A 24,772-nucleotide genomic window follows, 5' to 3' on the forward strand; every position below is an offset into this window, starting at 1 on the left:
GGGGCTTGCCCCCGGTTTCGGGAAGGGGCGGGCCAGGGGAATAACCTCCGCCGCGACGGCGTGCAACCCCCACCGGCGTGATCGGCGGTGCCGAACCGGCGTACGGCTCTACGCCTCCAGGCCGATCGCGAACGCCGCCTCCAGGTCGTGCTGCGAGTACGTGCGGAACGCAATGTGCGTCTCCGTCGACGCGACGCCCGGCACCTTGCTGATGCGGCCGGGAATGACATCGGCCAGATCGTCGTGGCGGGCCACCCGGACCATGGCGATCAGGTCGTGCGCCCCGGTCACCGAGTACACCTCGCTCACGCCCTCGATCGCCGCGATCTGCTCGGCGATCTCGGGGATCCGGTCGACGTCGGTCTTGATCAGGACGATCGAAGTGATCACGGCGGGCTCCTATCGGGGGTCGGGGGGCAGCCCCGCTTCACTCTAGTCGTACGTCCGTACCTCGCCCACGCGTACAGGAAGCCGAGGGCGAAGCCCACGACGTGGGCGAGGTAGGCGACGCCGGGGCGGTCGCCGGCCGAGCGGGCGGCGAGCCATTGCAGGGCGAACCAGAAGAGCAGTACGGCCCAGGCCGGGAAGCGCAGGGGCAGGAAGAAGAGGAACGGGAAGAGACTGGTGACGCGGGCCCGGGGGAAGAGGTAGAGGAAGGCTCCGAGCACGCCGGAGATCGCCCCGGAGGCGCCGACGAGCGTCCGGTCGGAGCCCGCGTGCACGACGGCGTAGCCGAGCAGCGCCAGCACTCCGGCGGTGAGGTAGAAGACGGCGAAGGCTCCCCGGCCCATTCGGTTTTCGGCCATCGCGCCGAAGACATAGAGGAAGAGCATGTTCCCGAGCAGATGCAGCCAGTTGCCGTGCACGAAGAGCGCGGTGAGCGGGGTGATCAGCTCCGCCGCGGGCCCGTGCCAGAGCTCCTCCGGCACCACGCCCCAGCGCTCGAAGTAGGCGGCCTGCGCGGCCAGGAGGCCGCTGCCGCTGCCGGGGCCGCCGGACAGCGGGACCACGAGGCCGGACGCGGGGCCGAGCAGGAACACCACGCAGCAGGAGCCGATGAGGCCGTAGGTGACGAGGGGAGCCTGTCCCGGCTTTCCGAACATGAGCAGATCATGACGTACCAGCAGTAAAGCGCACAGAGTGCCTCGCCGGGCCGTCGAAGCGGGCCCACGCTCCGCGCCGCATGACCATCAGGCCGTAGGGTTACGGGAAGCACACCCGCAGTTCGATGGACTTGACGAGGACGGACGACACGATGGGCGTTCCCCAGCCGACAGCCGGGACCCGGTGGCGCTGCGCGCTGTGCGGCAATCTGACCCGGTTCGATGTGACGCGTACGACCAAAGCCGTGGAATTCGTCCACCTCGACCTTTCCGGCGAGCCGAGCGTGGAGGAGCGCGAGGTGGTCAGTGAGACCATCGAGTCCGTGCGTTGCCGCTGGTGCAACGCGGTCGACCAGGTCGAGCTGGTGGACCGGCCGGGCGCGAACGCCTGAAGAACGGGAGCGATGGTGGTGGAGCACACGGGTGGCGCGGAGACGGCCGGTGGGCCTGGTGACACCGGTGGGACCGACGGCGCTGCCGAGGTGCTCGACCGACCGTTGCCGGAGGGCGTGCGGCGCCGGGTCATCGCGCTGGTGGCGGAGGCGTTCGGCGGGCTGACCGTGGCCGAACTCCCGGCGGCGCTGCGGCAGTACGCCCGGTTCACGCCGAGCCGTCGGGCCAAGTTCGCGGGCAACGCGATGGCGGCCGCGGTGGAGAACGACGCCGCGTTCCGCCAGCGCGTCTCGGCCCGGCTGCGCGAGACGGGCTCGGAGCTCGCCGAGGCCCTGGACGCGGGTTCCCCGCCGGCGGCCGCCGATCCGGAGGACGTCGCGGCCATGGCGTACGTGCTCCGGCCCGCCGGCTGGGTCAAGCTCGTCACGGCGGCCGGCGAGGAGGCGCTGCGGGCGACCGCGGAGCGCGCCGGCGAGGAGGCCCAGCGCGAACTGCGGCGGCTGCGCGAGGAGCTGGCGGAGGCGCGGGCCGCGGCCCGCGCCGAGACCGAGCGGCTCCGCGCCGAGCTGGACGCCGCCCGCAAGGAATCCGATTCGCTGCAGCGCAAGCTGCGCAGCGCCGTGGCCGACGTGCGGCGCGGCGAGGCAGCCGTGCGCAAGGCGGAGGCCGAGCTGGAGGCCGTACGGGCGGCCGGCGCGGCCGAGAAGGCGCAGGCGCTGGGGGAGACCCGGCGGCTCAGGACGCGGCTGTCGGAGGCCGAGGCCGGGCTGGAGGCGAGCCGCCGGGCGGTGCGCGAGGGCCGCAGCGTGGAGGACATGCGCCTGCGCCTGCTGCTCGACACCGTGCTGGACGCGGCCCAGGGGCTGCGGCGCGAGCTGGCGCTGCCGCCCGTCTCCGTGCATCCGGCGGACACGGTGGACGCCGTGGAGCCCGGCCGGATGACCCCGAAGGACATCGCCACGCGCGCCCTGTCCGAAACCGACCCGGCACTCCTGGACCAGCTGCTGGCGCTGCCTCAGGCGCACCTCGTGGTCGACGGCTACAACGTCACCAAGACCGGCTATCCGACGATGCCGCTGGACAAGCAGCGGCTGCGGCTGCTGGGCGGGCTCGCGATGCTGGCCGCGCAGACGGGCGCCGAGGTCACGTGCGTCTTCGACGGCGCCGAGCTGGCCGCGCCCGTCCTGCTCGCGCCGCCGCGCGGGGTGCGGGTGCTCTTCAGCAAGCCCGGGGTCACCGCCGACGAGCTGATCCGCCAGCTGGTGCGGGCCGAGCCGCCGGGCCGGCCGGTCGTGGTGGTCTCCACCGACCGCGAGGTCGCGGACGGCGTCGCGAAGGCGGGCGCCCGGCCGGTGGCATCGGCCCTGCTCCTCAAGCGACTTGCCCGTACCTGACCGTCAAGCCGCCGTCACCGGCTGTGTCATGTTGGTAAAGCTTCGCTTGGGGCGGGAGATTTTTCTGATGAGGATTTGAACGGATCACTCCGGGGTCACTAAGGTCGGGCCTCGAACCTTCGCCCGGTTGATCATCCACTAGGGGTGACGGTGAAGGTCCCGCCCGAACCGCCGCTTTTCGGCGTGCGGTGGCGGCCGAGGAAGAAGGAGCTCGTCTCCGTGGCGTCCCACCGTCGACCCAAGCAGCCGGGCCGCGCCCGGGTGACCGTCCTGACGGCGACCGCAGCCGCAGCCGTCGCCCTCACCTCCCAGGCCGCGCACGCCGATCCGAAGGCCTCCAAAGCAGAGGTCAAGGAGAAGGTCGACAAGTACTACGAAGAGGCCGAGCAGGCCACGGAGAAGTACAACGGGGCCAAGGAGAAGCAGGACAAGCTCGACCAGCAGGTCACCGATCTCCAGGACAAGGTCGCCCGCGGCCAGGAGGAGATCAACAAGCTGCGCAACGGCCTCGGTTCGCTGGCCACCGCGCAGTACCGCAGCGGCGCCGTCGACCCCTCGCTGCAGCTGCTCCTGTCCTCCGACCCCGACGGCTACCTCGACAAGGCCTCGACGCTCAACCAGGTGAGTGCCAAGCAGGCCAGCACCCTCAAGCAGATCTCCGAGAAGCAGCGCGTGCTCAAGCAGCAGCGCCAGGAGGCCACCGGCAAGCTCAAGGACCTCGCGGAGACCCGCAAGGTGCTGGGCGAGCAGAAGGAGTCCGTCCAGGAGAAGCTCGCCGCGGCCAAGGAGCAGCTCAACACCCTCACCGCCGCCGAGCGCGCCGAGGTCATGGGCGAGAAGGAGAAGGCCGACGGCGGCAAGAGCGGCGACGGCGCCCGCGCCGGCCGCGACGACTCCCGCCCGGACCTCGGCAAGGACGTGCCCACCTCCGGCCGCGCCGCCGCGGCCCTCGCCGCCGCCCAGGGCAAGATCGGCTCGCCGTACGTGTGGGGCGCGACCGGCCCGGGCTCCTTCGACTGCTCCGGGCTGACCGGATGGGCGTACGCGCAGGCCGGCGTCACGCTGCCGCGCATCTCCCAGGACCAGGCCAACGCCGGCACCCGCATCTACGACCAGAGCCAGCTCAAGCCCGGTGACCTGGTGCTCTTCTACGGCGACCTGCACCACATCGGCCTCTACGCGGGCAACGGCATGACCCTGCACGCCCCCAAGCCGGGCGCGAACGTCCGCTACGAGTCGATGGGCAACATGCCCTTCCAGTTCGGCGTCCGCATAGGCTGACGGACCGGCCCGCCACTTAGGCCGAACGGCTGACGCGCCGCCCGTTCGGGCGAATCGCGGTGGCCCGCGCTGACTCCACGCCCCGCCGGTGACCTGCGTCTCCGGCGGGGCGTCCGCATTCCCGTCCCATTCCCACCCCCGGCGGTCTTTGAACGCGGGGTGAGCACGCCGCTACTGTCCGGCGTGCGGTATGACACGTTCCGGACCGCACCCACAGAGCAGCAACGAAGGGAGTGCGGCAGCCCGTGGCGTCCCATCGCCGTTCTTCGCAGTCCGGTCTCACCCAGACCGTCCGGGTCACCGTCCTGTCCGCCGCCGTGGCCACGGCCGCGGCCGCCATGGCGCCCCCGGCCGTAGCGCGGCCCGGCGACACCGCCCGCGACGACCGGTCCGGCGGCACCGTCAAGTCGCAGGTCGACCGGCTCTACGAGCAGGCCGAACGGGCCACCGAGAAGTTCAACCAGGCCGGCGAGCGCGCCGGCGAGCTCCGCCGCAAGGTCGCCGAGGCCACCGACCGCGTGGCCCGCGGCCAGGAGCGCGTCAACCACATGCGCACCGCCCTCGGCATGATCGCCGCCGCGCAGTACCGCAGCGGCGCCGTCGACCCCGCCCTCCAGCTGCTCCTCTCCTCCGACCCCGACGGCTACCTGGAGCGCGCCGCCACCCTCGACCGCGTCTCCGACCGCCAGGGCGAACAGCTCAAGGCCCTCCTCGGCGCCCAGCGCGCCCTCCGCCAGGAGCGCACCGAGGCCGCCCGCATGCTGGGCGAGCTGGAGGACACCCGCAAGGCCGTCGAACACCACAAGCGCGACGTCGAGAGCAAGCTCGCCACCGCCCGCCGGCTGCTGAACGCCCTGCCCGAGGCCGACCGCCGGGCCTACGCGCGGGCCTCGCGCTCCGGCGGCACCCGGACCCTGGACCACCCGGGCGGCGACGGGTTTCCCGGCGGGCTGCAGGACCTCACCGCCGCCGCCGGCCGCGGCGCCGCGGCCGCCATGGCCGTCCGCTCCGCCGTCGGCTCGCCCTACGCCTGGGGCGCGAGCGGGCCGGGCGCCTTCGACTGCTCCGGGCTCATGCAGTGGGCCTACGGGCGGGCCGGGGTCGGCCTGCCGCGCACCTCCCAGGCCCAGCGCAACGCCGGCCGGCACGTCCCGCTGTCCGAGGCCCGCCCCGGTGACCTCGTCATCTACCGCGACGACGCCAGCCACGTGGGCATGTACGTGGGCAACGGGCAGGTCATCCACGCGCCCTACCCGGGCGCCCGCGTGCGCTACGACCCGGCCAACATGATGCCGATTTCGTCCGTGACCCGGCCGTGAGCACGCCCTGAGCGCACGCCGGGGGGCGCGCGGCTCGTACGATGCGGGACGTGACGGGCCGGTGGCGTAGGAGCGGACGCGGGGGCACACGCGCGGGCGGCCATGGGCCGGCCCGCCGGGCGGCGTGCCTCCTGATGGCCCTCCAGGCCCTCCTCGTCTGCCTCACCGGCTGCTCCGGCCTCACCGGCGGGACCGACGGCCGGGACCGGGCCCTGCAGGGCGTCCTGGACCGGTGGGCCGCGGCCGTCCGCGACCACGACGAGAACGCCTACCTCGCCGCCGTCGACCCCGCCGCCGAGGGATACCGGGCCGAGCAGCGCCGCGTCTTCGCCAACCTCGCCGCGGTGCCGTTCGCCTCCTGGGACTACCGGCTCGTGCGCACCGGCGGCTTCACCCCCGAGCGGGGCGACGGCGGCGGGCGGCGCGTCGCCGCCGAGGCCGAGCTGCGGTACCGGCTGGCCGGCTACGACGGCGTGCCCGTCACCACCCGCACCCGGCTCACCCTCGTCGAGCGCGGCGGACGGTGGTACGTGGCCGCGGAGGCCGCCCCGCAGGGCGGCGGGCAGCTGTGGCAGCAGGGCCCCGTCACCGTCGTCCGCGGCGAGCGCAGCCTCGTCCTCGGCGTCGGCCAGGACCGCGAGCGGCTGCGCGCCCTCGCCGACCTCGCCGACAAGGCCGTCCCCGCCGTGGGCGCGGCCTGGCACGCCAAGCCGCGGGAATGGCCCGGACGGGTCGTCGTCGAGATGCCGGCCTCCCTGGAGCGGATGGCCGCCCTGCTCGACTCGCCCGTCTCCAACTACCGCGGCATCGCCGCCGTGACCACCGGCGAGGCGGGCGGCACGGGCGCCGCCGCGCCCGCGGACCGCATCATCGTCAACCCCGAGGCGTACGGCGTGCTCGGCGAGTTCGGGCGGCGCATCGTCCTCACCCACGAGACCGCGCACGTCGCCACCCGCGCCAAGACGACCAAGGCCACGCCGCTGTGGCTGTCCGAGGGCTTCGCCGACTGGGCCGCCTACCGCGGCACCGGCCGCACCGCGCGCCAGGCCGCGCCCGAACTCGCCCGCGCCGCCGCGGCGGGGCGCCTCCCCCGGGAACTCCCCGGGGACCCCGACTTCGGCTTCGCCGGGGAGGCGGGGAAGCTGGCCCGCGCGTACGAGGAGGGGTGGCTGGCCTGCCGCCTGATCGCCGAGAGCTGGAGCGAGGAGAAACTCGTCGCGTTCTACCGCGCGGTGGGCGACCGCGGCCGCCGCGACGGGGCGGTCGAGGGCGCCCTCCGGGACGTCCTCGGCATCTCGCCGGGGGAGTTCACGCAACGGTGGCGCGCGTATGTGGCGGAGCAGTTCGGTTCGGGCTGAGCGGGGTTCGGCACCGCGGTGCCCACTCCGTGGGGGTTGCGCCGGGTCCGGCACCGCCGGTCCACGCCGTGGGGGTTGCTCGCCGTTGCGGCGGGATTTCTTGCCTGCGGCAAGGTGCCCGGCGGGCGGAGAGGCCGCGGCCTCCCGGCAGTGGGTGGTCGAGAGGCCCCGCCTCTCACTCCCGCCGCGGCGGCGACCAGCCACCGCGGCGGTGACCGGCGGTGCCGGACCGGGCTCAACCTTCGCGGAACGGCACTGTGCCGGACCGGTCTCACGCTCCGTATGGGCTCGCCCCCCACCGGGTGGGACCGTCAGCCCGCCACAAGGGCTCGTTCCCGCTCCGCGGGAGGGTCGTCGGGGGAGGGCGCCTCCGGCAGGGACACCGTCCCGCGCCACAGCCGCGCGCACGAGATCAGCGTCGCGACGACCAGCAACCCGTTCCGCAGGGTCAGCGTGGCCACGCCCAGCTTGTCGCTGGCGACCACGTGGGAGAACCAGATCGGGAACTCCAGCTGGGTCAGCGGCGCGGCCAGCAGCACGAGAACGATCGGCAGCCGCTGCCGCGTCGTGCCCATCGTCAGGCACACGGCCGCCAGCCCGAGCAGCCAGACCACGTACTGCGGGCTGATCACCCGGCTGGTCGTGGTGAACAGCAGCACCGCAGCGAACGCCGCCTCGTACGGCGTGCACGCCGTGAACCGCCTGGCCCGCACGCGCCACAGCAGCAGCCAGGCGAACGCCAGGACGCTCAGCAGGAGCGCGAGCCGGCTCATGGTGTGGACGTACGGGCCGAGGAACTCCACGGAGCCGTAGTGCAGCCGCGCGTGCCCGTGCCAGCCGGCGTGCCGCCCGAGGTGGAAGACGAGCGAGCCCAGGGACTCCACCTCGGTGCCCCGGTCCCGCTGGAAGGTCAGGAAGGCCAGCGCGCCCGGCATCGTCGCCGCGAACATCAGCCCGAGCGCCGCGGCCGTCATGGCCGCCGAGCCCCACGCCGCCCGCGTACGGGTCCCGCGCGGCGTGCCGACCAGCAGGAGCACCGGCCACACCTTCAGCAGCGCCCCGAAGGCCGTGAGGGCGCCGGAGAGGCGGGCCCGGCGCCCGGCCGCCAGCAGGGCGGCGACCGCGACGGCCGTCACCATCACGTCGTAGCGGGCGTAGACGATGGGGCCGAGCAGCGGGACGCCGGCCACCCACGCCCACACTCCGGCGGCCGGGCGCCGCCCGTCCCGCACCGCGTACAGCAGCAGCGCGTAGACGGCGGCGTCGGCGAGGAAGCAGACGACGAAGAAGGCGGGGGCGTAGTCGAGGAACGGCAGCAGGCCCGGGGCGAGCACGGCGAGGGCGGCGGCGGGCGGGTACTGCCAGGTGACGTCGTCGTAGGGGAAGGTGCCGGTGCGCAGCACCCCGTACCAGCCCTGGTAGATCACCTCGATGTCGACGGAGACGTCCGACCCCGGCATCACCCACACCCGCAGCACGCACATCAGCAGCACGGCCCGGGTGACGGCCCACACCGCGACCGAGAGCCGCAAACCCCTGCCCGCCATCATCCACCTCGCCCTTCACGGTCCCTACACGCTGTACGCGCGCCGCTACTGCAAGGCATGATGCCGCCCCGGCCGGTCCATACGCGGTGACGTGGCGGGACGGGGCCCCGACTGCCCCCGATCGCACCCGGTACTGTCGGACGGCGATGGACAAGACTCTCGTCGTCACCAACGACTTCCCGCCCCGTCCCGGCGGCATTCAGGCGTTCCTGCACAACATGGCGCTCCGCCTGGACCCGTCGGGCATCGTCGTCTACGCCTCCACCTGGAAGCGCGGCCAGGAGGGCGCGGAGGCCACCGCGCGCTTCGACGCCGAGCAGCCGTTCCCGGTTGTCCGCGACCGCACCACGATGCTGCTGCCGACGCCCCGGGTGACCAGGCGGGCCACGGAGCTGCTGCGCGAACACGGCTGCACCTCGGTGTGGTTCGGGGCCGCGGCCCCGCTCGGGCTCATGTCCCCCGCGCTGCGCCGGGCGGGCGCCCGCAGGCTGGTCGGCACGACGCACGGGCACGAGGCCGGCTGGGCGCAGTTGCCCGCGTCGCGGCAATTGCTGCGGCGGATCGGCGAGGGCACCGACACCCTCACCTATCTGGGGGAGTACACCCGCTCGCGGATCGCCTCCGCGCTGACGGACGAGGCGGCGGCCCGCATGGTGCAACTGCCGCCCGGCGTGGACGAGAAGACCTTCCACCCCGGCTCCGGCGGCGACGAGGTCCGTGCCCGGCTCGGCCTCGCGGACCGCCCCGTGGTGGTGTGCGTCTCGCGGCTGGTGCCGCGCAAGGGCCAGGACACGCTGATCCTCGCCATGCCCCGGATCCTGGCGGCGGTTCCGGACGCGGTGCTGCTGATCGTCGGCGGTGGGCCGTACGAGGACGACCTGCGGAAGCTGGCCGGGGAGACGGGCGTCGCCCACGCGGTCCGCTTCACTGGCGCCGTGCCGTGGGAGGAACTGCCCGCGCACTACGGGGCGGGCGACGTCTTCGCCATGCCCTGCCGCACGCGCCGCGGCGGCCTCGACGTCGAAGGGCTCGGCATCGTCTACCTGGAGGCGTCGGCGACGGGCCTGCCGGTCGTCGCCGGGGACTCGGGCGGGGCGCCGGACGCCGTCCTGGAGGGCGAGACGGGGTACGTGGTGCAGGGCGGTTCGCCGGCCCAGGCCGCGGACCGCATCGTGACGCTGCTGCGGGATCCGGAGCTGCGCGCGCGCATGGGCGCGCGGGGCCGGCAGTGGGTGGAGGAGAGGTGGCGCTGGGACCTGCTGGCCGAGCGCCTCAAGGAATTGCTCTAGACGTCTGCCTCATGCGGGACGGGCCGGATTCGAAAAGAATCCGGCCCGTCCCGCATGAGGGAGGAAAACAACGGGCCGCTACGCGCGGTAGATGGCCTCGATCTCGTCGGCGAAGTCCTTCGCCACGACGTTCCGCTTCAGCTTCAGAGACGGCGTCACGTGCCCCGACGCCTCCGTGAACTGCGCGGGCAGGATGCGGAACTTGCGCACCGACTCCGCCTTCGACACCGCGGCGTTGCCGTCGTCGACGGCCTTCTGCACGTCCGCCAGCAGGTCCGGGTCCTCGGCCAGCTCGGCCGGCGTCGTCCCGGCCGGCTTGCCGTGGTCGGCGAGCCAGCGCGGCAGGAAGTCCTCGTCGAGGGTGATGAGCGCGCCGACGAAGGGGCGGGCGTCGCCGACGACCATGCACTCGGCGATCAGGGCGTGCGCCCGGATGCGGTCCTCGATCACGGCCGGGGCGACGTTCTTGCCGCCCGCGGTGACGATGATCTCCTTCTTGCGGCCGGTGATCGTGAGGTAGCCGTCCTCGTCGAGGGTGCCGAGGTCGCCGGTGTGGAACCAGGCGTCGGACATGGCCTCCTCGGTGGCCGCCGCGTTGTTCCAGTAGCCCTGGAAGAGGTGCTCGCCGTGCAGCAGCACCTCGCCGTCGTCGGCGATGCGCACGACCGAGCCGGGCAGCGGCTGCCCGACCGTGCCGATCTTCGGCCGGTCCCAGGGGTTGAACGTGGTCGCGGCGCAGGACTCGGTCAGGCCGTAGCCCTCCAGGACCGTGAAGCCGATGCCGCGGTAGAAGTGGCCCAGGCGCTCGCCCAGCGGCCCGCCGCCGGAGATGGCGTGGGTCGCCCGGCCGCCGAGGACGGCCCGCAGCTTGCCGTAGACGAGCTTGTCGAAGACGGCGTGCTTGATGCGCAGGCCGAGGCCCGGCCCGGAAGGGGCGTCCAGGGCGCGGCTGTAGGCGATGGCGGTGTCCGCGGCCTTGTCGAAGATCTTGCCCTTGCCGTCGGCCTGAGCCTTGGCGCGGGCGCCGTTGTAGACCTTCTCGAAGACGCGGGGCACGCCGAGGATCAGGGTCGGGCGGAAGGAGGCGAGCTCGTCCGTCAGGTTGCGGATGTCGGGCACGCAGCCCAGGCGGATCGGCGCGAGCATCGCGCAGATCTCCACCAGGCGCCCGAAGACGTGGGCGGTGGGGAGGAAGAGCAGGACGGACGAGTCGCCCGTGTTGAACAGCGGCTTGAGCCGCTCCACGGCGTTGCCGCACTCCGCGAAGAACGCGCGGTGGGTGAGGACGCAGCCCTTGGGGCGGCCCGTGGTGCCGGAGGTGTAGACGATGGTCGCGGGCGAGTCGGCGTTCGCCAGGGCGCTGCGCTCGTCGACCTCCTCGTCCGTGACGTCGGCGCCGGCCTCGCGCAGCCGCCCGACGGCGCCGGCCTCGATCTGCCAGACGTGAGCGAGCTCGGGCAGCCGGTCCTTCACGGACTCGACGGCCGCCTCGTGGCCGGGGGTCTCGACGATGCAGCCGACCGCACCGGAGTCGCTGAGGATCCACTGGATCTGCTCGGCCGAGCTGGTCTCGTACACCGGCACGGTGACGCCGCCCGCGCTCCAGATTGCGAAGTCCAGCAGCGTCCACTCGTAGCGCGTGCGGGACATCAGCGCGATCCGGTCGCCCGGCCGCACACCGGAGGCGATCAGGCCCTTGGCGGCCGTCCGGACCTCGGCGAGGAACTCGGCGGCGGTGACGTCCTCCCACCGGCTGCCGGCCTTGCGGCCTATGACGACGACATCGGGGCGCTGCGCGGCGTTGCGGCGGATCAGATCCGTCAGGTTTCCGTCCGCAGGGACCTCATAGAGGGCCGGAAGGCTGAACTCGCGCAAGACTGCTGCTCCTCGTCGGGCGCCGGCGCCGCCGCGTCTTCGAGGGGCGCTGCTCGGCTGCGGTCCATGATCAGGCAAGGGGGGTAGTGGACTGCCCGGACGTTACCCACCAGTACGGCTTTCGAATAGGGGGCTGCGCCCAGATGTTCTCTGCGTCACATGCCGCGGGACTGCTCCGACGCACCCTAGCCCCTCCGTTTGGTGACCCGGAAGTAACCACGGGAGTAACCGCAGGTCGCAGCCCTTCCGGAGGCCCGGCCGCAGCGCCTAGGGTGATCGGTATGGAGGCGCTATGAGGGTTCACGTGGTCAGCGACGTGCACGGCAACGGCACGGCTCTCGCGCGGGCGGGCGACGGCGCCGACGCCCTGGTCTGCCTGGGCGACCTGGTCCTCTTCCTCGACTACGCGGACCACTCGCGCGGCATCTTCCCCGAGCTCTTCGGGGTGGAGAAGGCCGACCGGATCGTCGAGCTGCGCACCGCCCGCCGCTTCGCCGAGGCCCGCGAGCTGGCCCGCAGCCTGTGGCACGGCATGGACCGGGACGCCGCGATCGAGGGCGCCGTACGCAAGCAGTACGCCGAGCTCTTCGCCGCCTTCCCCGCACCCACCTACGCCACGTACGGAAATGTCGACATCCCCCGGCTCTGGCCGGAATTCGCGCAGGAGGGCACGACCGTCCTCGACGGCGAGCGCGCCGAGATCGGCGGTCTCGTCTTCGGCTTCGTCGGCGGCGGCCTCCCGTCGCCCATGCGCACCCCCTACGAGGTCTCCGAGGAGGAGTACGCGGCCAAGGTCGCTGCCCTCGGTGACGTCGACGTGCTCTGCTCGCACATCCCGCCCGACGTGCCCGAGCTCTGCTACGACACCGTCGCCCGGCGCTTCGAGCGCGGCAGCGCGGCCCTCCTCGACGCCATCCGCGCCACCTCGCCCCGGTACGCCCTTTTCGGCCACGTCCACCAGCCGCTCGCCCGCAGGATGCGGATCGGGGCGACGGAATGCGTCAACGTCGGCCACTTCGCCTCCACGGGCACACCCTGGGTGCTGGAGTGGTGACGGGCAGCGCGATGTAGCCTTCAGCGGCAGACACCAGGCGGCGGACCGGTACGGAGGAGCCACGAAGATGGCGGAACACACGAGCTCGAGCATCACGATCGAGGCGACCCCTGCCGAGGTGATGGCCGTGATCGCCGACTTCGGCCGCTACGCGGAGTGGACCGGAGAGGTCAAGCAGGCCGAGGTGCTGGAGACGGACGAGCGGGGCCGCGCCACGCAGGTGCGCCTCGTGCTGGACGCCGGCGCCATCAAGGACGACCACGTGCTCGCCTACAGCTGGCCCGAGCCCAACGTGGTCAAGTGGTCGCTGGTCAAGTCGCAGATGCTGCGCCAGATCGACGGCTCCTACAGCCTCGCCCCGGTCGCGGGCGGCAAGCACACCGAGGTCACCTACCAGCTCACCGTCGACGTCAAGATCCCCATGCTCGGGATGATCAAGCGCAAGGCGGAGAAGGTCATCATCGACCGCGCCCTCGACGGCCTCAAGAAGCGCGTCGAGAGCGGCACCGCTTCCTGACCCCCGGGCGCACCACCGCTCCCGTACGCGTTACGTCACCGCTGGAGGCTCCCCCTTGCGCACGGTCCTCGTCACCGGTCCCGGCGGCGCGGGCCGCACCACCGCCGCGGCGGCCACGGCCCTCGCCGCGGCGCGCGAGGGGCGGCGCGTCCTGCTCCTCACAGCCGACCGCGGCCCCGCACCCGAAGCCGTGCTCGGCACCGCCCTGCCCGCACCGGGGCCGGGCAGCGGCGCGCTCTGGGGGCCGCCGTCCCTCATAACCTCAACGGCATGGGACGGGCCCCCGTCGTCGGCGCCCGGGCTGTACGCCGCCCGCATCGCCACCGGCGAGCACTTCCAGGACCGCGCACGCGACCTCCAGGAGCGCGGCGCCTCCCTCTTCGACCTGGTCGGCGCGAGCCCCCTCGACCCCGAGGAGCTCACCGAACTCCCCGGCGCCGAACCCCTCGCGCTGCTGACCGCCCTGCGCGCCGCCCACGAGGAGCGCGCCTGGGACCTGCTCGTCGCCGACCTGCCGCCCCTGCACACCACGGTGCGGCTGCTCGGCCTCCCCGAACAGCTGCGCCGCTACCTGCGCCGGCTGCTGCCCGCCGAGCGGCAGGCCGCCCGCGCCCTGCGCCCGATGCTCGCCCAGCTCGCCGGCGTGCCCATGCCCGCCCAGCGGCTGTACGAGACCGCCGAGCGCTGGGAGGCCGAGCTCGCGGCCGTCCAGGACGTCCTCGAAGCGGACGGCACCACCGTGCGGCTCGTCGCCGAACCCGGCCCCCTCGCCCTCGGCGAACTGCGCCTGGCCCGCGCCGCGCTCGCCCTCCAGGGCTGCCGCGTCGACGCCCTCGTCGCCAACCGGCTGCTGCCCGGCACCACCGGCGACGCCCCTCCCGGCGACCCCTGGCTCGCCGGTCTCGCCGCCGAGCAGCTCGCCGCCCACAAGACCCTGTACGAGGAGTTCCTCGTCGACGGCGTCACCGTCTGCGAACTGCCGCACCTCGGCCGCGGCCCGCGCGGCCCGCAGGACCTCGCCGAGCTCGCCGCACGCGCCCGCTCGACCACCATCGGTGTGGCCGCCGCGGCAGGACAGGGCGGAAACGGTTCGGCCCACGGCGTCGGCGTCATACCCGGCGGCGGCCTCACCGACGAGCTCGACGGCTGGCAGGGCACCGGCAGCGCCGCCGGCGAGCGGACCGTCGAGGACCGCCTCGCCACCGACGGCGTGCTGCTGTGGCGCCTCCCCCTGCCCGGCGCCGCCCGCGACGAAATCGACCTCCTGCGCCGTGGCGACGAACTCATCGTCGGCGTCGGCCCGTTCCGCCGCGTCCTGCCCCTGCCCTCCGCGCTGCGCCGCTGCACCGTCTCGGGCGCCGGACTGCGGGACGGGGCGCTGTGCGTGCGCTTCACCCCCGACCCCGACCTGTGGCCGAGACCCTCCTGAACGGCACTGCCTGAACGGCACCCGGCCCTTCGGGTAACGTCGGAGAAAACCCCTGTTGCAGGAGCCAGGAGCCGCTGCCATGAGCGATCACACCGAGCGCCCCGCACCCGAGGCGGCGCCCGACCCCGATGCCTGGGAGCAGGCCTGCGCCGAGGACCTCGCGGCCGAGCGCGCCCGCCGCCGCGCGCAGGGCCCGCAGCCCGGCACCGCCGCCGAGGAGCTGCTCAAGCTCGTCGACGCCGTCGCCGACAAGGTCTCCGGCATCCAGCTGCCCGGCGGCGGCACCGCACAGGGCGTCGTCCAGCAGGTCATCGCCCAGGCCAAGGCCGCCGCCCTGCCCGTCATCGAGCGCAACCCCGACGTCTTCGACCACCTCGCCTCCGCCGGCTCCGAACTCCTGGCCGCCTACCGCGCCGCCGTCCAGGGCCAGGAGGCCCGCTGGACCCGCGACGAGCCCGCCCCCGGCCCCGGACGGCCCGCCGGCCCCCGTGACGACGACGGGGGCAAGGGCGGGAGCGAACGCATCGACCTCGACTGATCTCCGGCTCCGGTACGGTGGGGCCCGGCGGGGTTCGAGCGAAAAACTGAGGGACACATGGGACTCACCATCGGCGTCGACATCGGCGGCACGAAGATCGCGGCCGGTGTGGTCGACGAAGCGGGCAGCATCCTCGCGACGTGCAAGGTGCCGACCCCGCCGACCCCCGAGGGCGTCATCGACGCCATCGCGGACGCGGTGCGCACGGTCAGCGAGGGCTTCGAGGTCGAAGCCGTCGGCATCGGCGCCGCCGGATACGTGGACGACAAGCGGGCCACCGTCCTCTTCGCCCCGAACATCAACTGGCGCCACGAGGCGCTCAAGGACAAGGTCGAGCAGCGCGTCGGCCTCCCCGTCGTCGTCGAGAACGACGCCAACGCCGCCGCCTGGGGCGAGTACCGCTTCGGCGCCGGCCAGGGCCACGACGACGTCATCTGCATCACCCTGGGCACCGGCCTCGGCGGCGGCATCATCATCGGCAACAAGCTGCGGCGCGGGCGCTTCGGCGTGGCCGCCGAGTTCGGCCACGTCCGGGTCGTCCCCGACGGCCTGCTCTGCGGCTGCGGCAGCCAGGGCTGCTGGGAGCAGTACGCCTCCGGGCGCGCGCTCGTCCGCTACGCCAAGCAGCGCGCCAACGCCACCCCGGAGAACGCCGCGATCCTGCTGGGCCTCGGCGACGGCACGGTCGAGGGCATCGAGGGCAAGCACATCAGCGCCGCCGCCCGGCAGGGCGACCCGGTCGCCATCGACTCCTTCCGCGAGCTGGCCCGCTGGGCGGGCGCGGGCCTGGCCGACCTGGCCTCGCTCTTCGACCCCTCCGCGTTCATCGTCGGCGGCGGCGTCTCGGATGAGGGCGACCTCGTCCTCGACCCCATCCGCAAGTCCTTCAAGCGCTGGCTGATCGGCGGCCAGTGGCGCCCCCACGCGCAGGTCCTGGCCGCGCAGCTGGGCGGCAAGGCGGGGCTGGTCGGCGCGGCCGACCTGGCCCGCCAGGGGTAACCCCGACCTTCCCGTTCCGGGGCACGCCGTTCTTGTCCGCCGCGGCGGACATCAACCGCGACGGCGTTCTTCGGCGGTGCCGAGCCGGCCCGAGGTCGGTTCGGCACCGCCGGATATCGCCGTCTTACATCTCGCCGTTGCGGCGGAAGGGATTGGCGAGCGCATGAGTGCAGGCGTCCTGACGGACCTCCCGGCATCGCGGACCGAGCCGGACGGCTCCGTCGTCATCCGCGTGCTCAGTTACAACATCCGCTCCATGCGCGACGACGTCGCGGCCCTCGCCCGGGTGATCCGGGCCTGCCGGCCCGACGTCGTCTGCGTTCAGGAGGCGCCGCGCTTCTTCCGCTGGCGCAAGGCCGCCGCCCGCCTCGCCCGGACCTCCGGGCTCGTCCACGTCTCGGGCGGCGCCACCGCCTCCGGCCCCATGATCCTCACCTCGCTCCGCGCCCACGTGGAGCGCACCGAGGACGTCCTGCTGCCCCGTACCCCCGGCCTCCACCAGCGCGGCTTCGCGACTGCCGTGCTGCGGTTCGGCCGGGCCCGGCTCGGGGTCCTCAGCGCTCACCTGAGCATCAAGGACTGGGAGCGCTACGAGCAGGGCCGGCTGCTCCTCGACCGGCTGGCCGCCCTGGACGTGCCGCACGCCGTCGCCGCGGGCGATCTCAACGACCGTCCCGACGGCCGCACGTTCGGCCTGCTCGCGGACGCCCTGCAGGACGGCTGGGCGACGAAGCCGTGGGGGCGGGAGCACACCACCCGGCTGGGTGATCCGCTGCAGCGGATCGACGCGGTCTTCGCGACGGAGGGGGTGGAGGTGCTGGGGTGCGGGGTGCCCATGGGATTGCCCGGCGTGGAGGAGCGCGACCTCCGGGCCGCGACGGATCACCTGCCGGTGCTGGCGGCTTTGCGGGTGCCGGCCGCATAGGTCCGTCGCCCGGCCGCGGCGGAAAGAATGTGCCCGCCGCGACGGCGAAGTGCCACCGCGGCGAGAGTCCGGCGGAAGACACGGCCGCCGTAGCCGTACGTGATCGCGCTAGACGACCGCGCCGCGCCCCGGGTCGTCGTCCTCCTCGTCGCTGTCCTTCATCCGCAGGACGAGCGTCGCGAAGCCGCCCAGGAAGCCGCCGATGCCGATGGTGGTCAGCCACCAGGTGAGCGGCTGCTGCAACAGGACCATGATCAGGAGCAGCAGCGGGCCGCCCAGCACGGCGATCCAGGCGAAGCGGGCCGTGACGTCGCCGGTGGGCAGGGGCGGCGGCTCGGGCGGGACGAAGTGCCCCTCGTCGGCTCCGTCTCCCTCGTCTTCCTCGACCGCGTCGTCGGGGGGCTCCGGCGTGCTCCAGTCGCGGGGGCCGACGCCGGGCGCGTAGACGATGAAGCTGCCCGGCGGCTCCTCCCGCGAGGGGGGCGGCGGCGCGGCGGAGGCGTCCTTCTCCGCCTCGCCCTCCCCGGCCCCGGCCCCCGCCCCGGCAGGGGCGTTGTCGCCGCCTGTGGCGGGCCAGCGGCCCTTCTCCGGATCGGGCTGTTCCCCGTATGCGGCGACGAGCTCCGCCCAGGCCGCGTCCTCGTCGAGCGGGTCGCGGCTCTCGTCGCGGCCCGCGTCACGCTCAGCCACGGGCGGCCGTCCCCTCCTCGGAGCCGACGCCGGAGAGCCGGCCGATGAACGCGTAGGTGTCCGCGAAGATGCGTTCCGCGTCGTTGTCGAGCGTGGCCACGTGGTAGCTGTGCTCCAGCAGCCGCTCGGTGACGTCCCGCGAGGAGACCCGGGCCAGGATGCGGGCCGAGTCGGCGGGCGGCACGACGTGGTCCTCGGGGCTGTGCATGAGCAGCAACGGCTGGGTGACCTGGGGCAGTTCGGCGTCGACGAGCCGGAAGAAGCGGCGCAGCGAGTGCGCGGCGTGCAGCGGCACCCGGTCGTAGCCGGTCTCCTCGGAGCCCGGCTTGGCGATGTCGCTGGCGATACCCTTGGTGGAGCGCACGAAGTGGCGCACGACGGGCAGCGCCTTCGCGGCGACGCCGTGGACCTTGTTGCCCGGGTTGACGAGCACGATGCCGCTGACGGCATCCCCGTGGCGGGCCGCGAGCCGCAGGGCCAGGGCCCCGCCCATCGACAGGCCGCACACGAACACCCGGGAGCAGCGCTCCCGCAGCTCCCGCAGCGCGTGGTCGACCTCCGCGTACCAGTCCTGCCAGCCGGTGAGCTGCATGTCCTGCCAGCGGGTGCCGTGACCGGGCAGCAGCGGCAGCGAGACGCTCAGGCCGCGCTCCGCCAGATGGTCCGCCCAGGGCCGCACGGACTGCGGGGAACCGGTGAAGCCGTGACACACGAGGACGCCTACCTCTCCGCCTTCGTGGCGGAACGGCTCGGCTCCGGGGAGGAGCGGCACCGGGATCTCCGATCGGTGGAACGGGGGTAAGGGAGGACACAGGGGGTCCGGCCCTCAGCGTACGCGGAGCGCCGCACGGCGGGTAGGCAGGTTAAGGTCTCCTCGTCACACACAGGAGGTTCTCGGTTGTTCTACGGCGCTATGAAGGTGTCCATCGGCGGGTCGCTGAAGCTTGCCTTCCGGCCGTGGGTGGAGGGCCTGGAGAACATCCCGGCCGACGGGCCCGCGATCCTCGCGAGCAACCACCTGTCGTTCTCGGATTCTTTCTTCCTCCCGGCGGTGCTGGACCGCAAGGTCACGTTTATCGCGAAGCAGGAGTACTTCACCTCCCCCGGAGTCAAGGGGAAGCTGACGGCGGCGTTCTTCAAGGGCGTCGGCCAGCTGCCCGTGGACCGTTCGGGTGCCCGCGGCGCGGGCGAGGCCGCGGTCAAGAGCGCCATGGAGGTGCTGGAGCGCGGTGAGCTCTTCGGCATCTACCCGGAGGGCACGCGTTCCCCCGACGGCCGCCTCTACCGGGGCAAGCCGGGCGGGCTCGCCCGGGTGGCCCTGCTGTCGGGGGCGCCGGTGATCCCCGTCGCCATGATCGACACCGAGAAGGTGCAGCCCCCGGGCAAGGTGCTGCCCAAGATGGTGCGCCCGGGCATCCGGATCGGCGAGCCGCTGGACTTCAGCCGCTACCACGGCATGGACGGCGACCGCTTCATCCTGCGCTCGGTGACCGACGAGGTCATGTACAAGATCATGGAGCTGTCGGGCCAGGAGTACGTGGACATCTACGCGACCGCCGCCAAGCGGCAGATCGCGGAAGAGGCGAAGCGGAAGGCCGAGGAGGAGAAGGCGGCCAAGGCCGCCGGGCTCGACAAGGCCGACCAGGGCGACCAGGCCGGCAAGTAAAGGGGAAGCGGCAGCCGGTGCGCGGGGCGCCCGGCTCGGGGGTTGGTCGATGACACCGCGCAGCAGGAAGCCGCGCGTCGTACGGATGTCGGTGGAGCTGCCGCTGTGGCGCGCGCTGACCGGCTACCGCGTGCTGACGCTCTGCTACGCCCTGACGATCTTCGCCGTCAACTACCACGAGTACGCACATCCGCTCGGTGGCGCCGTCTACATGGGCGTACTCACCGGGTGGATGGCGCTCACGTGGAACCGGACCTCGGTGCCCGAGCGGTGCACGAAGCGGTTCCTCACGGCCGACCTGGCCGTCGCACTCGCCGGAATCCTGGTGACCGCCGCCGTCGACTCCCCGGCGCGGATCGACGGCGGTGCGGCCACCCTGCCGTCCATCTGGACCGGTGGCGCCGTACTGGGCCTGGCCATCAAGGGCGGCTGGCGCTGGGCGGCCGTCGGCTCCACCCTGGTGGCCTTCGCCAACCTCGCCGAGCGCGGCAGCCCCGCCCGGGACACCGTCCACAACGTGCTCCTGGTGTGGGTCTCCAGCATCGCCATCGGCTACATCGTCGAGGTCGCCCGCGCCAGTGAGCGCACCCTCGCCCGCGCGCTGCGGATCGAGGCCGCCACCCGCGAGCGCGAGCGGCTCGCCCGCGACATCCACGACGGCGTCCTGCAGGTGCTGGCCATGGTGCAGCGGCGCGGTGCCGCGCTGGGTGGCGAGGCGGCCGAGCTCGGCCGGATGGCCGGCGAGCAGGAGATCGCCCTGCGCACCCTGGTCGCCGGGGGCCTGCTGCCCCCGCAGCGCTCGGCCGGAGAGCCGGCCGGGGACGCGGAGCCGGCCGGCGCCGGGCCGGACGCCCCGCGCATCCCCGCCGGCCCCATCGACGTGGGGGCCCTGCTCGCGCCGCACGCGGGCGCCGACGTCTCCTTCGCCGGGCCGGGCACCCCCGTCCTGCTGGAGGCGGCCGCCGCCGCCGAGCTCGCCGCCGCCGTCGGCGCCGCCCTGGACAACGTGCGCAAGCACGCGGGAGACGGGGCGCGGGCCTGGATCCTGCTGGAGGACGAGCCCGACGCGGTGATCGTCAGCGTGCGCGACGACGGCCCCGGCATCCCCGAGGGCCGCCTCGCGGACGCCGAGCGCGAGGGCCGCATGGGCGTCGCCCTGTCGATCCGCGGGCGCCTGCGCGACCTGGGCGGCAGCGCCGAGCTGGTGTCCGTCCCGGGCCAGGGCACCGAAGTCGAACTGAAGGTCCCACGGGGGAACGGAAGAGAACAGCGATGAGCGAAACCACAGCGGACACCGCAGCACAGCACCCGGTCAGGGTCATGGTCGTCGACGACCACCCCATGTGGCGCGACGCCGTGGCCCGTGACCTGGCCGCCGCCGGCCACGACGTCGTGGCGACCGCCGGCGACGGCCCCGAGGCCGTCCGCCGCGCGAAGGCCGCCCGCCCCGACGTCCTGGTCCTCGACCTCAACCTGCCCGGCCTGCCCGGCGTGGCCGTCTGCAAGGAACTCGTCGGGGAGAACCCCGCCCTGCGCGTCCTCGTCCTCTCCGCCAGCGGCGAGCACGCCGACGTCCTGGAGGCCGTGAAGTCCGGCGCCACCGGCTATCTGCTGAAGTCGGCCAGCACGGAGGAGCTCGTCGAAGCCGTCCACCGCACCGCCGCCGGAGACCCCGTCTTCACCCCCGGCCTCGCCGGACTCGTCCTCGGCGAGTACCGGCGGCTGGCCGCCGACCCCGCCCCGGCCGCGCCCGACGAGCCCAAGGCGCCCCGGCTCACCGACCGCGAGACCGAGGTGCTGCGCCTCGTCGCCAAGGGCCTGTCGTACAAGCAGATTGCCGAGCGGCTGGTTATTTCCCACCGCACGGTGCAGAACCATGTGCAGAACACCTTGGGCAAGCTCCAGTTGCACAACCGCGTGGAGCTCGTGCGCTACGCGATAGAGCGAGGTCTCGACGACGCCTGACCGCGCACTCCGGCCGCGGCGGCGTCCTCCGGCTGAAGGAGAGTGTCATGCGGATCGGAGTGCTGACCGGCGGCGGTGACTGCCCCGGGCTCAACGCGGTCATCCGCGCCGTCGTCCGCAAGGGCGTCCAGGACCATTCCTACGAATTCATCGGCTACCGGGACGGCTGGCGCGGCCTCCTCCACGGCGCCGTCTCCCGCCTCGACATCCCCGCCGTGCGCGGCATCCTCCCGCGCGGCGGCACCGTGCTCGGCTCCTCGCGCACCAACCCCTTCAAGGAGCCGGGCGGCGTCCGGCGGATCCGCGAGAACCTCGCCGAGGACGAGGTCGACGCCCTCATCGCCATCGGCGGCGAGGACACCCTCGGCGTCGCGGCCCTGCTCTGGAGCGAGCACGGCATCCCGTGCGTCGGCGTCCCCAAGACCATCGACAACGACCTCTCCGCCACCGACTACACCTTCGGCTTCGACACGGCGGTCGGCATCGCCACTGAGGCCATCGACCGGCTGCACACCACCGCCGAGTCCCACATGCGCGTCCTCGTCGTCGAGGTCATGGGCCGGCACGCCGGCTGGATCGCCCTGCACTCCGGCCTCGCCGGCGGCGCCAACGTCATCCTCATCCCCGAGCAGCGCTTCGACCTTGACGAGGTCTGCGGCTGGGTCACCTCCCGCTTCCGCTCCAGCTACGCCCCGATCGTCGTCGTCGCGGAGGGCGCCGTGCCCAAAGACGGCGACCTCGTCCTCAAGGACGGCACGTCGCACGACGCCTTCGGGCACGTACGGCTGTCCGGGGTGGGGGAGTGGCTCGCCAAGGAGATCGAACGGCGCACGGGCAAGGAGGCCCGGACCACGGTCCTGGGCCACGTCCAGCGGGGCGGCACGCCCAGCGCGTTCGACCGCTGGCTCGCGACGCGGTTCGGGCTGCACGCGATCGACGCGGTGCGGGAGCGGGAGTTCGGGCGGATGGTGGCCCTGCGGGGGACGGACATCGTCCGCGTGCCGCTGGCCGAGGCGACGGCCCGGCTGAAGACCGTGCCGGCCGAGCGGTACGAGGAGGTGAAGGTCTTCTTCGGCTGAGCAGCATGTTGCCTGGAAGCGTCATGACGCTTCCAGGCAACATCTGGGGAAGTCAGACCAGCACTGCCGCCAGCAGCTCCGCCACGATCGTGGCCCCGTCCAGGGTGAGGACCGACTCGGGGTGGAACTGGACGCCCGCAAATCCAGGCCCCCGCAGGGCGTGCACGTCCCCGCTCACGGGATCCCGGCTCAGCTCCACCCGGTGCATCGCGAGCTCCGCCTCCGCGGACGCGGTGCACCGCGCCGTGAACGTGTTGTAGAACCCCACCGTCTCGGGCCGCCCGAAGAAGTCGATCCGCTCCTGCGCGCCCTGGAACGGCACGTCCTTGCGGACGACCTCCAGCCCCAGCTCGGCCGCGAGCAGCTCGTGCCCCAGGCACACCCCCAGCAGGCCCTGCCGGTGGCTGCGCAGGAGCTCCGCCGCCAGGCCGCGGAGCAGCCGCATCTTGGGGTCGGCCGCGTCCGCGGGGTTGCCGGGACCGGGGCCCAGGACGACGGGTCCCTCGTGGGCCGCGGCGGCCTCGCGGAGACCGGGCTCGTCGTAGCGCCGCACGGTCACCCGCAGGCCGGACGTGCGCAGCAGGTGGGCCAGCATGGCCGTGAAGGTGTCCTCGCCGTCGATCACGAGAGCGTGGCCGGTCAGCCCGGCGGTCGAGACGGTGTCCGCGGACTGCATGCGCAGCCAGAAGGGGGCGAGGTCCGCGCGGCGGGCGTCGAGCGCGGCGCGCACCTGCGGGTCGTCGGCGAGCCGGGCGGGCGGCCCCGCGGGCCGGGGCGTCCGCGGGGCGCGGACGCCGAGGGCGGCGAGGACGCCCGCCGCCTTGGCGTGGGTCTCGGCGACCTCGGCGTACGGGTCGGAGCGGCGCACGAGCGTGGCGCCGACCCCGACGCGGAGCCGGCCGCGGCGGTCGATGTCGGCGGTGCGGATGAGGATGGGCGAGTCCAGGGTCCGGGCCCCGCCGGCGTCACGGCCGATGAGCGCGAGGGCGCCCGAGTAGTAGCCGCGCCCGCCGGGCTCGTGGCGCTCGATGACGCGGCAGGCGTTCTGCACGGGGGAGCCGGTGACGGTGGCGGCGAACAGGGTCTCGCGGAGCACGTCGCGCACGTCCAGGGAGGAGCGCCCGCGCAGTTCGTACTCGGTGTGGGCGAGGTGGGCCATCTCCTTGAGCCGCGGGCCGACGACGACGCCGCCCATGTCGCCGACGGTGCACATCATCTTCAGCTCCTCGTCCACGACCATGGACAGCTCCTCGACTTCCTTGCGGTCGTGGAGGAAGGCCAGCAGGCCCTCCTTGTCGGGGCCGGAGGCGGGGTAGCGGTAGGTGCCGCTGATGGGGTTCATGACGACGGTCCCGCCGGACATGCGCACGTGCACCTCCGGGCTGGCGCCGACGAGGGTGCGGTCGCCGGTGTGTACGACGTACGTCCAGTACGCGCCGCGCTCGCCGGCCAGCAGCCGCCGGAAGAGGGCCAGGGCGTCGGCGGGCGCGAAGCCGTGGATCTCGCCCTCGAAGGTCCGCCGGATGACGAAGTTGGCGCCTTCGCCGGTGCCGATCTCGTCCTCGATGACGCGCCGGACGATGTCCGCGTAGGCGTCGTCGCTCACGTCGAACGCGCCGCCCTCGACCCGTACGGCATGGGCCGGCAGTGCGGCGGCCACCTCGTCGAGGGGCAGTTCGTGGCTCTCCTGCGGGCGCAGGACGAGCAGGGGCGTGCCGTCGTCGCGGACGTCGAAGCCGCGCTCGCGGATCTGCCGGAAGGGCACGAGGGCGAGGGCGTCGTGGACGGGGCGGCCCCCGCCGGGCCGGCCGCTGGGCAGGGGGATGCCGGCCAGGCGCCCGGCCTCCTCGACGGGGCCGAGGAGCAGCTCGACGGTGCCGCCCGCTCCGTCCCCGGCGCCGCGGGGGAGGCCGGGCGTGCGGCGGTGGAGGAGGGCGAAGGGCGGGCAGCCGGGGCCGGTCAGCCGGGCGAGCAGGGCGGCGGTGCCGGCGGCCGGTGCGGTGACGCTGGTCATGGGGGTTCCTTCCGGTGAGGGAGGAACGGCCCGGGAAACACGGAAGGCCGCCCCTCGGGCGGCCTTCGCGATGCGTTTCGTGTACGCGCGATCAGTGGGCCGCCGGTTGAGCGGTCCACCACCAGTTACGGGTCTGCTGCGCGAACATGCTGGGCACCCTACCCGAAGCACCGCCGCTACCGACGGGTAGCGGACGGCGCCGGCCCGCCGGAGCAGGAGCTTTCGGGGCATGCGGCGGGCGCGCGGCACCCCCGGTGAGTCGCACCCCTCGTCTCGGCACGTGTCTCAAAGTGCGGTCCGGCGACCGGGACAGGAGTCGCGACCCCGTAGGGTTGGA

24 protein-coding genes are annotated in these 24,772 nt (G+C 73.6%); 16 read left to right on the forward strand and 8 right to left on the reverse strand.

What is annotated here, in order from left to right; all coding sequences use genetic code 11:
• Positions 1-108 precede the first annotated feature (108 nt).
• Both IF61_RS0103215 and IF61_RS0103220 read right to left on the reverse strand, forming a co-directional pair.
• Positions 109-390, reverse strand: coding sequence for an Lrp/AsnC family transcriptional regulator (locus IF61_RS0103215; RefSeq protein WP_030364653.1), 282 nt, complete (start codon positions 388-390; stop codon positions 109-111).
• Positions 387-1,103: a rhomboid family intramembrane serine protease gene (locus IF61_RS0103220; protein ID WP_052392353.1), complete on the reverse strand. Its 717-nt coding sequence runs from the start codon at positions 1,101-1,103 to the stop codon at positions 387-389. The genes IF61_RS0103215 and IF61_RS0103220 overlap by 4 nt, the downstream gene beginning before the upstream one ends.
• Before the next feature lie 152 nt (positions 1,104-1,255).
• On the opposite strand from IF61_RS0103220, the gene IF61_RS0103225 reads away from it, so the two are divergent.
• From IF61_RS0103225 to IF61_RS0103245, 5 genes are all read left to right on the forward strand, one after another.
• On the forward strand, positions 1,256-1,495 hold the full coding sequence (locus IF61_RS0103225; RefSeq protein WP_030364655.1) for a hypothetical protein: 240 nt from the start codon (positions 1,256-1,258) through the stop codon (positions 1,493-1,495).
• Between the two features lie 12 nt (positions 1,496-1,507).
• A complete protein-coding gene (locus IF61_RS0103230) occupies positions 1,508-2,890 on the forward strand; it encodes an NYN domain-containing protein (RefSeq protein WP_030364656.1) in 1,383 nt (460 codons plus the stop codon).
• A 219-nt stretch (positions 2,891-3,109) separates the two neighbouring features.
• Positions 3,110-4,171, forward strand: coding sequence for a C40 family peptidase (locus tag IF61_RS0103235; protein WP_030364657.1), 1,062 nt, complete (start codon positions 3,110-3,112; stop codon positions 4,169-4,171).
• A 245-nt stretch (positions 4,172-4,416) separates the two neighbouring features.
• A complete protein-coding gene (locus IF61_RS0103240; protein WP_030364658.1) occupies positions 4,417-5,490 on the forward strand; it encodes a C40 family peptidase in 1,074 nt (357 codons plus the stop codon).
• A gap of 134 nt (positions 5,491-5,624) precedes the next feature.
• Positions 5,625-6,848 carry a hypothetical protein gene (locus IF61_RS0103245; RefSeq protein ID WP_052392354.1) on the forward strand — a complete coding sequence of 408 codons (1,224 nt, stop codon included), beginning with the start codon at positions 5,625-5,627 and terminating at the stop codon, positions 6,846-6,848.
• Between the two features lie 311 nt (positions 6,849-7,159).
• Here IF61_RS0103245 and IF61_RS0103250 read toward each other — a convergent pair whose 3' ends face one another.
• Positions 7,160-8,395, reverse strand: coding sequence for a glycosyltransferase 87 family protein (locus IF61_RS0103250; protein ID WP_030364660.1), 1,236 nt, complete (start codon positions 8,393-8,395; stop codon positions 7,160-7,162).
• 146 nt (positions 8,396-8,541) lie between these two features.
• On the opposite strand from IF61_RS0103250, the gene IF61_RS0103255 reads away from it, so the two are divergent.
• Positions 8,542-9,684 (forward strand): glycosyltransferase family 4 protein, encoded by a 1,143-nt coding sequence (locus IF61_RS0103255; RefSeq protein WP_030364661.1) that lies wholly within the window; start codon positions 8,542-8,544, stop codon positions 9,682-9,684.
• Positions 9,685-9,762: 78 nt separating this feature from the next.
• On the opposite strand, the gene IF61_RS0103260 is transcribed toward IF61_RS0103255, so the two are convergent.
• Entirely contained in the window at positions 9,763-11,559 is a 1,797-nt protein-coding gene (locus IF61_RS0103260; RefSeq protein WP_030364662.1) for an AMP-dependent synthetase/ligase, read from the reverse strand.
• Positions 11,560-11,851: 292 nt separating this feature from the next.
• On the opposite strand from IF61_RS0103260, the gene IF61_RS0103265 reads away from it, so the two are divergent.
• From IF61_RS0103265 to IF61_RS0103290, 6 genes are all read left to right on the forward strand, one after another.
• Positions 11,852-12,613, forward strand: a complete 762-nt coding sequence (locus IF61_RS0103265; protein WP_211264828.1) for a metallophosphoesterase family protein — start codon at positions 11,852-11,854, stop codon at positions 12,611-12,613.
• 67 nt (positions 12,614-12,680) lie between these two features.
• Positions 12,681-13,130 (forward strand): SRPBCC family protein, encoded by a 450-nt coding sequence (locus IF61_RS0103270; RefSeq protein WP_030364664.1) that lies wholly within the window; start codon positions 12,681-12,683, stop codon positions 13,128-13,130.
• A gap of 55 nt (positions 13,131-13,185) precedes the next feature.
• Entirely contained in the window at positions 13,186-14,559 is a 1,374-nt protein-coding gene (locus IF61_RS0103275) for an ArsA family ATPase (RefSeq protein WP_030364665.1), read from the forward strand.
• Between the two features lie 79 nt (positions 14,560-14,638).
• Positions 14,639-15,097 (forward strand): DUF5304 domain-containing protein, encoded by a 459-nt coding sequence (locus tag IF61_RS0103280; RefSeq protein ID WP_030364666.1) that lies wholly within the window; start codon positions 14,639-14,641, stop codon positions 15,095-15,097.
• A 57-nt stretch (positions 15,098-15,154) separates the two neighbouring features.
• Complete coding sequence (locus IF61_RS0103285; RefSeq protein ID WP_030364667.1) at positions 15,155-16,096, forward strand: ROK family glucokinase; 942 nt, start codon at positions 15,155-15,157, stop codon at positions 16,094-16,096.
• 163 nt (positions 16,097-16,259) lie between these two features.
• Positions 16,260-17,021, forward strand: a complete 762-nt coding sequence (locus tag IF61_RS0103290; RefSeq protein WP_030364668.1) for an endonuclease/exonuclease/phosphatase family protein — start codon at positions 16,260-16,262, stop codon at positions 17,019-17,021.
• A gap of 108 nt (positions 17,022-17,129) precedes the next feature.
• On the opposite strand, the gene IF61_RS0103295 is transcribed toward IF61_RS0103290, so the two are convergent.
• Positions 17,130-17,711 carry a hypothetical protein gene (locus IF61_RS0103295; RefSeq protein WP_030364669.1) on the reverse strand — a complete coding sequence of 194 codons (582 nt, stop codon included), beginning with the start codon at positions 17,709-17,711 and terminating at the stop codon, positions 17,130-17,132.
• A complete protein-coding gene (locus tag IF61_RS0103300; RefSeq protein WP_030364670.1) occupies positions 17,704-18,483 on the reverse strand; it encodes an alpha/beta hydrolase in 780 nt (259 codons plus the stop codon). The genes IF61_RS0103295 and IF61_RS0103300 overlap by 8 nt, the downstream gene beginning before the upstream one ends.
• Positions 18,484-18,624: 141 nt before the next feature.
• Here IF61_RS0103300 and IF61_RS0103305 point away from each other — a divergent pair, with 141 nt between their 5' ends.
• Genes IF61_RS0103305 through IF61_RS0103320 form a run of 4 tightly spaced genes read left to right on the forward strand, consistent with a single transcriptional unit; the run spans position 18,625 to position 22,421 of the window.
• Positions 18,625-19,377, forward strand: a complete 753-nt coding sequence (locus tag IF61_RS0103305; RefSeq protein ID WP_030364671.1) for a lysophospholipid acyltransferase family protein — start codon at positions 18,625-18,627, stop codon at positions 19,375-19,377.
• A 49-nt stretch (positions 19,378-19,426) separates the two neighbouring features.
• Positions 19,427-20,653, forward strand: coding sequence for a MacS family sensor histidine kinase (gene macS, locus IF61_RS0103310; RefSeq protein ID WP_245684378.1), 1,227 nt, complete (start codon positions 19,427-19,429; stop codon positions 20,651-20,653).
• On the forward strand, positions 20,650-21,342 hold the full coding sequence (locus IF61_RS0103315) for a response regulator (protein WP_030364673.1): 693 nt from the start codon (positions 20,650-20,652) through the stop codon (positions 21,340-21,342). The genes macS and IF61_RS0103315 overlap by 4 nt, the downstream gene beginning before the upstream one ends.
• 47 nt (positions 21,343-21,389) lie before the next feature.
• On the forward strand, positions 21,390-22,421 hold the full coding sequence (locus IF61_RS0103320) for a 6-phosphofructokinase (RefSeq protein WP_030364674.1): 1,032 nt from the start codon (positions 21,390-21,392) through the stop codon (positions 22,419-22,421).
• A gap of 52 nt (positions 22,422-22,473) precedes the next feature.
• On the opposite strand, the gene IF61_RS0103325 is transcribed toward IF61_RS0103320, so the two are convergent.
• Both IF61_RS0103325 and IF61_RS37685 read right to left on the reverse strand, forming a co-directional pair.
• Positions 22,474-24,435: an anthranilate synthase family protein gene (locus tag IF61_RS0103325; RefSeq protein WP_030364675.1), complete on the reverse strand. Its 1,962-nt coding sequence runs from the start codon at positions 24,433-24,435 to the stop codon at positions 22,474-22,476.
• A gap of 91 nt (positions 24,436-24,526) precedes the next feature.
• A complete protein-coding gene (locus IF61_RS37685) occupies positions 24,527-24,583 on the reverse strand; it encodes a trp operon leader peptide (protein WP_359097210.1) in 57 nt (18 codons plus the stop codon).
• Positions 24,584-24,772 lie beyond the last annotated feature (189 nt).

Origin of the sequence: Streptomyces roseoverticillatus, from assembly GCF_000719265.1 — a bacterium.
GTDB classification, from domain to species: domain Bacteria; phylum Actinomycetota; class Actinomycetes; order Streptomycetales; family Streptomycetaceae; genus Streptomyces; species Streptomyces roseoverticillatus.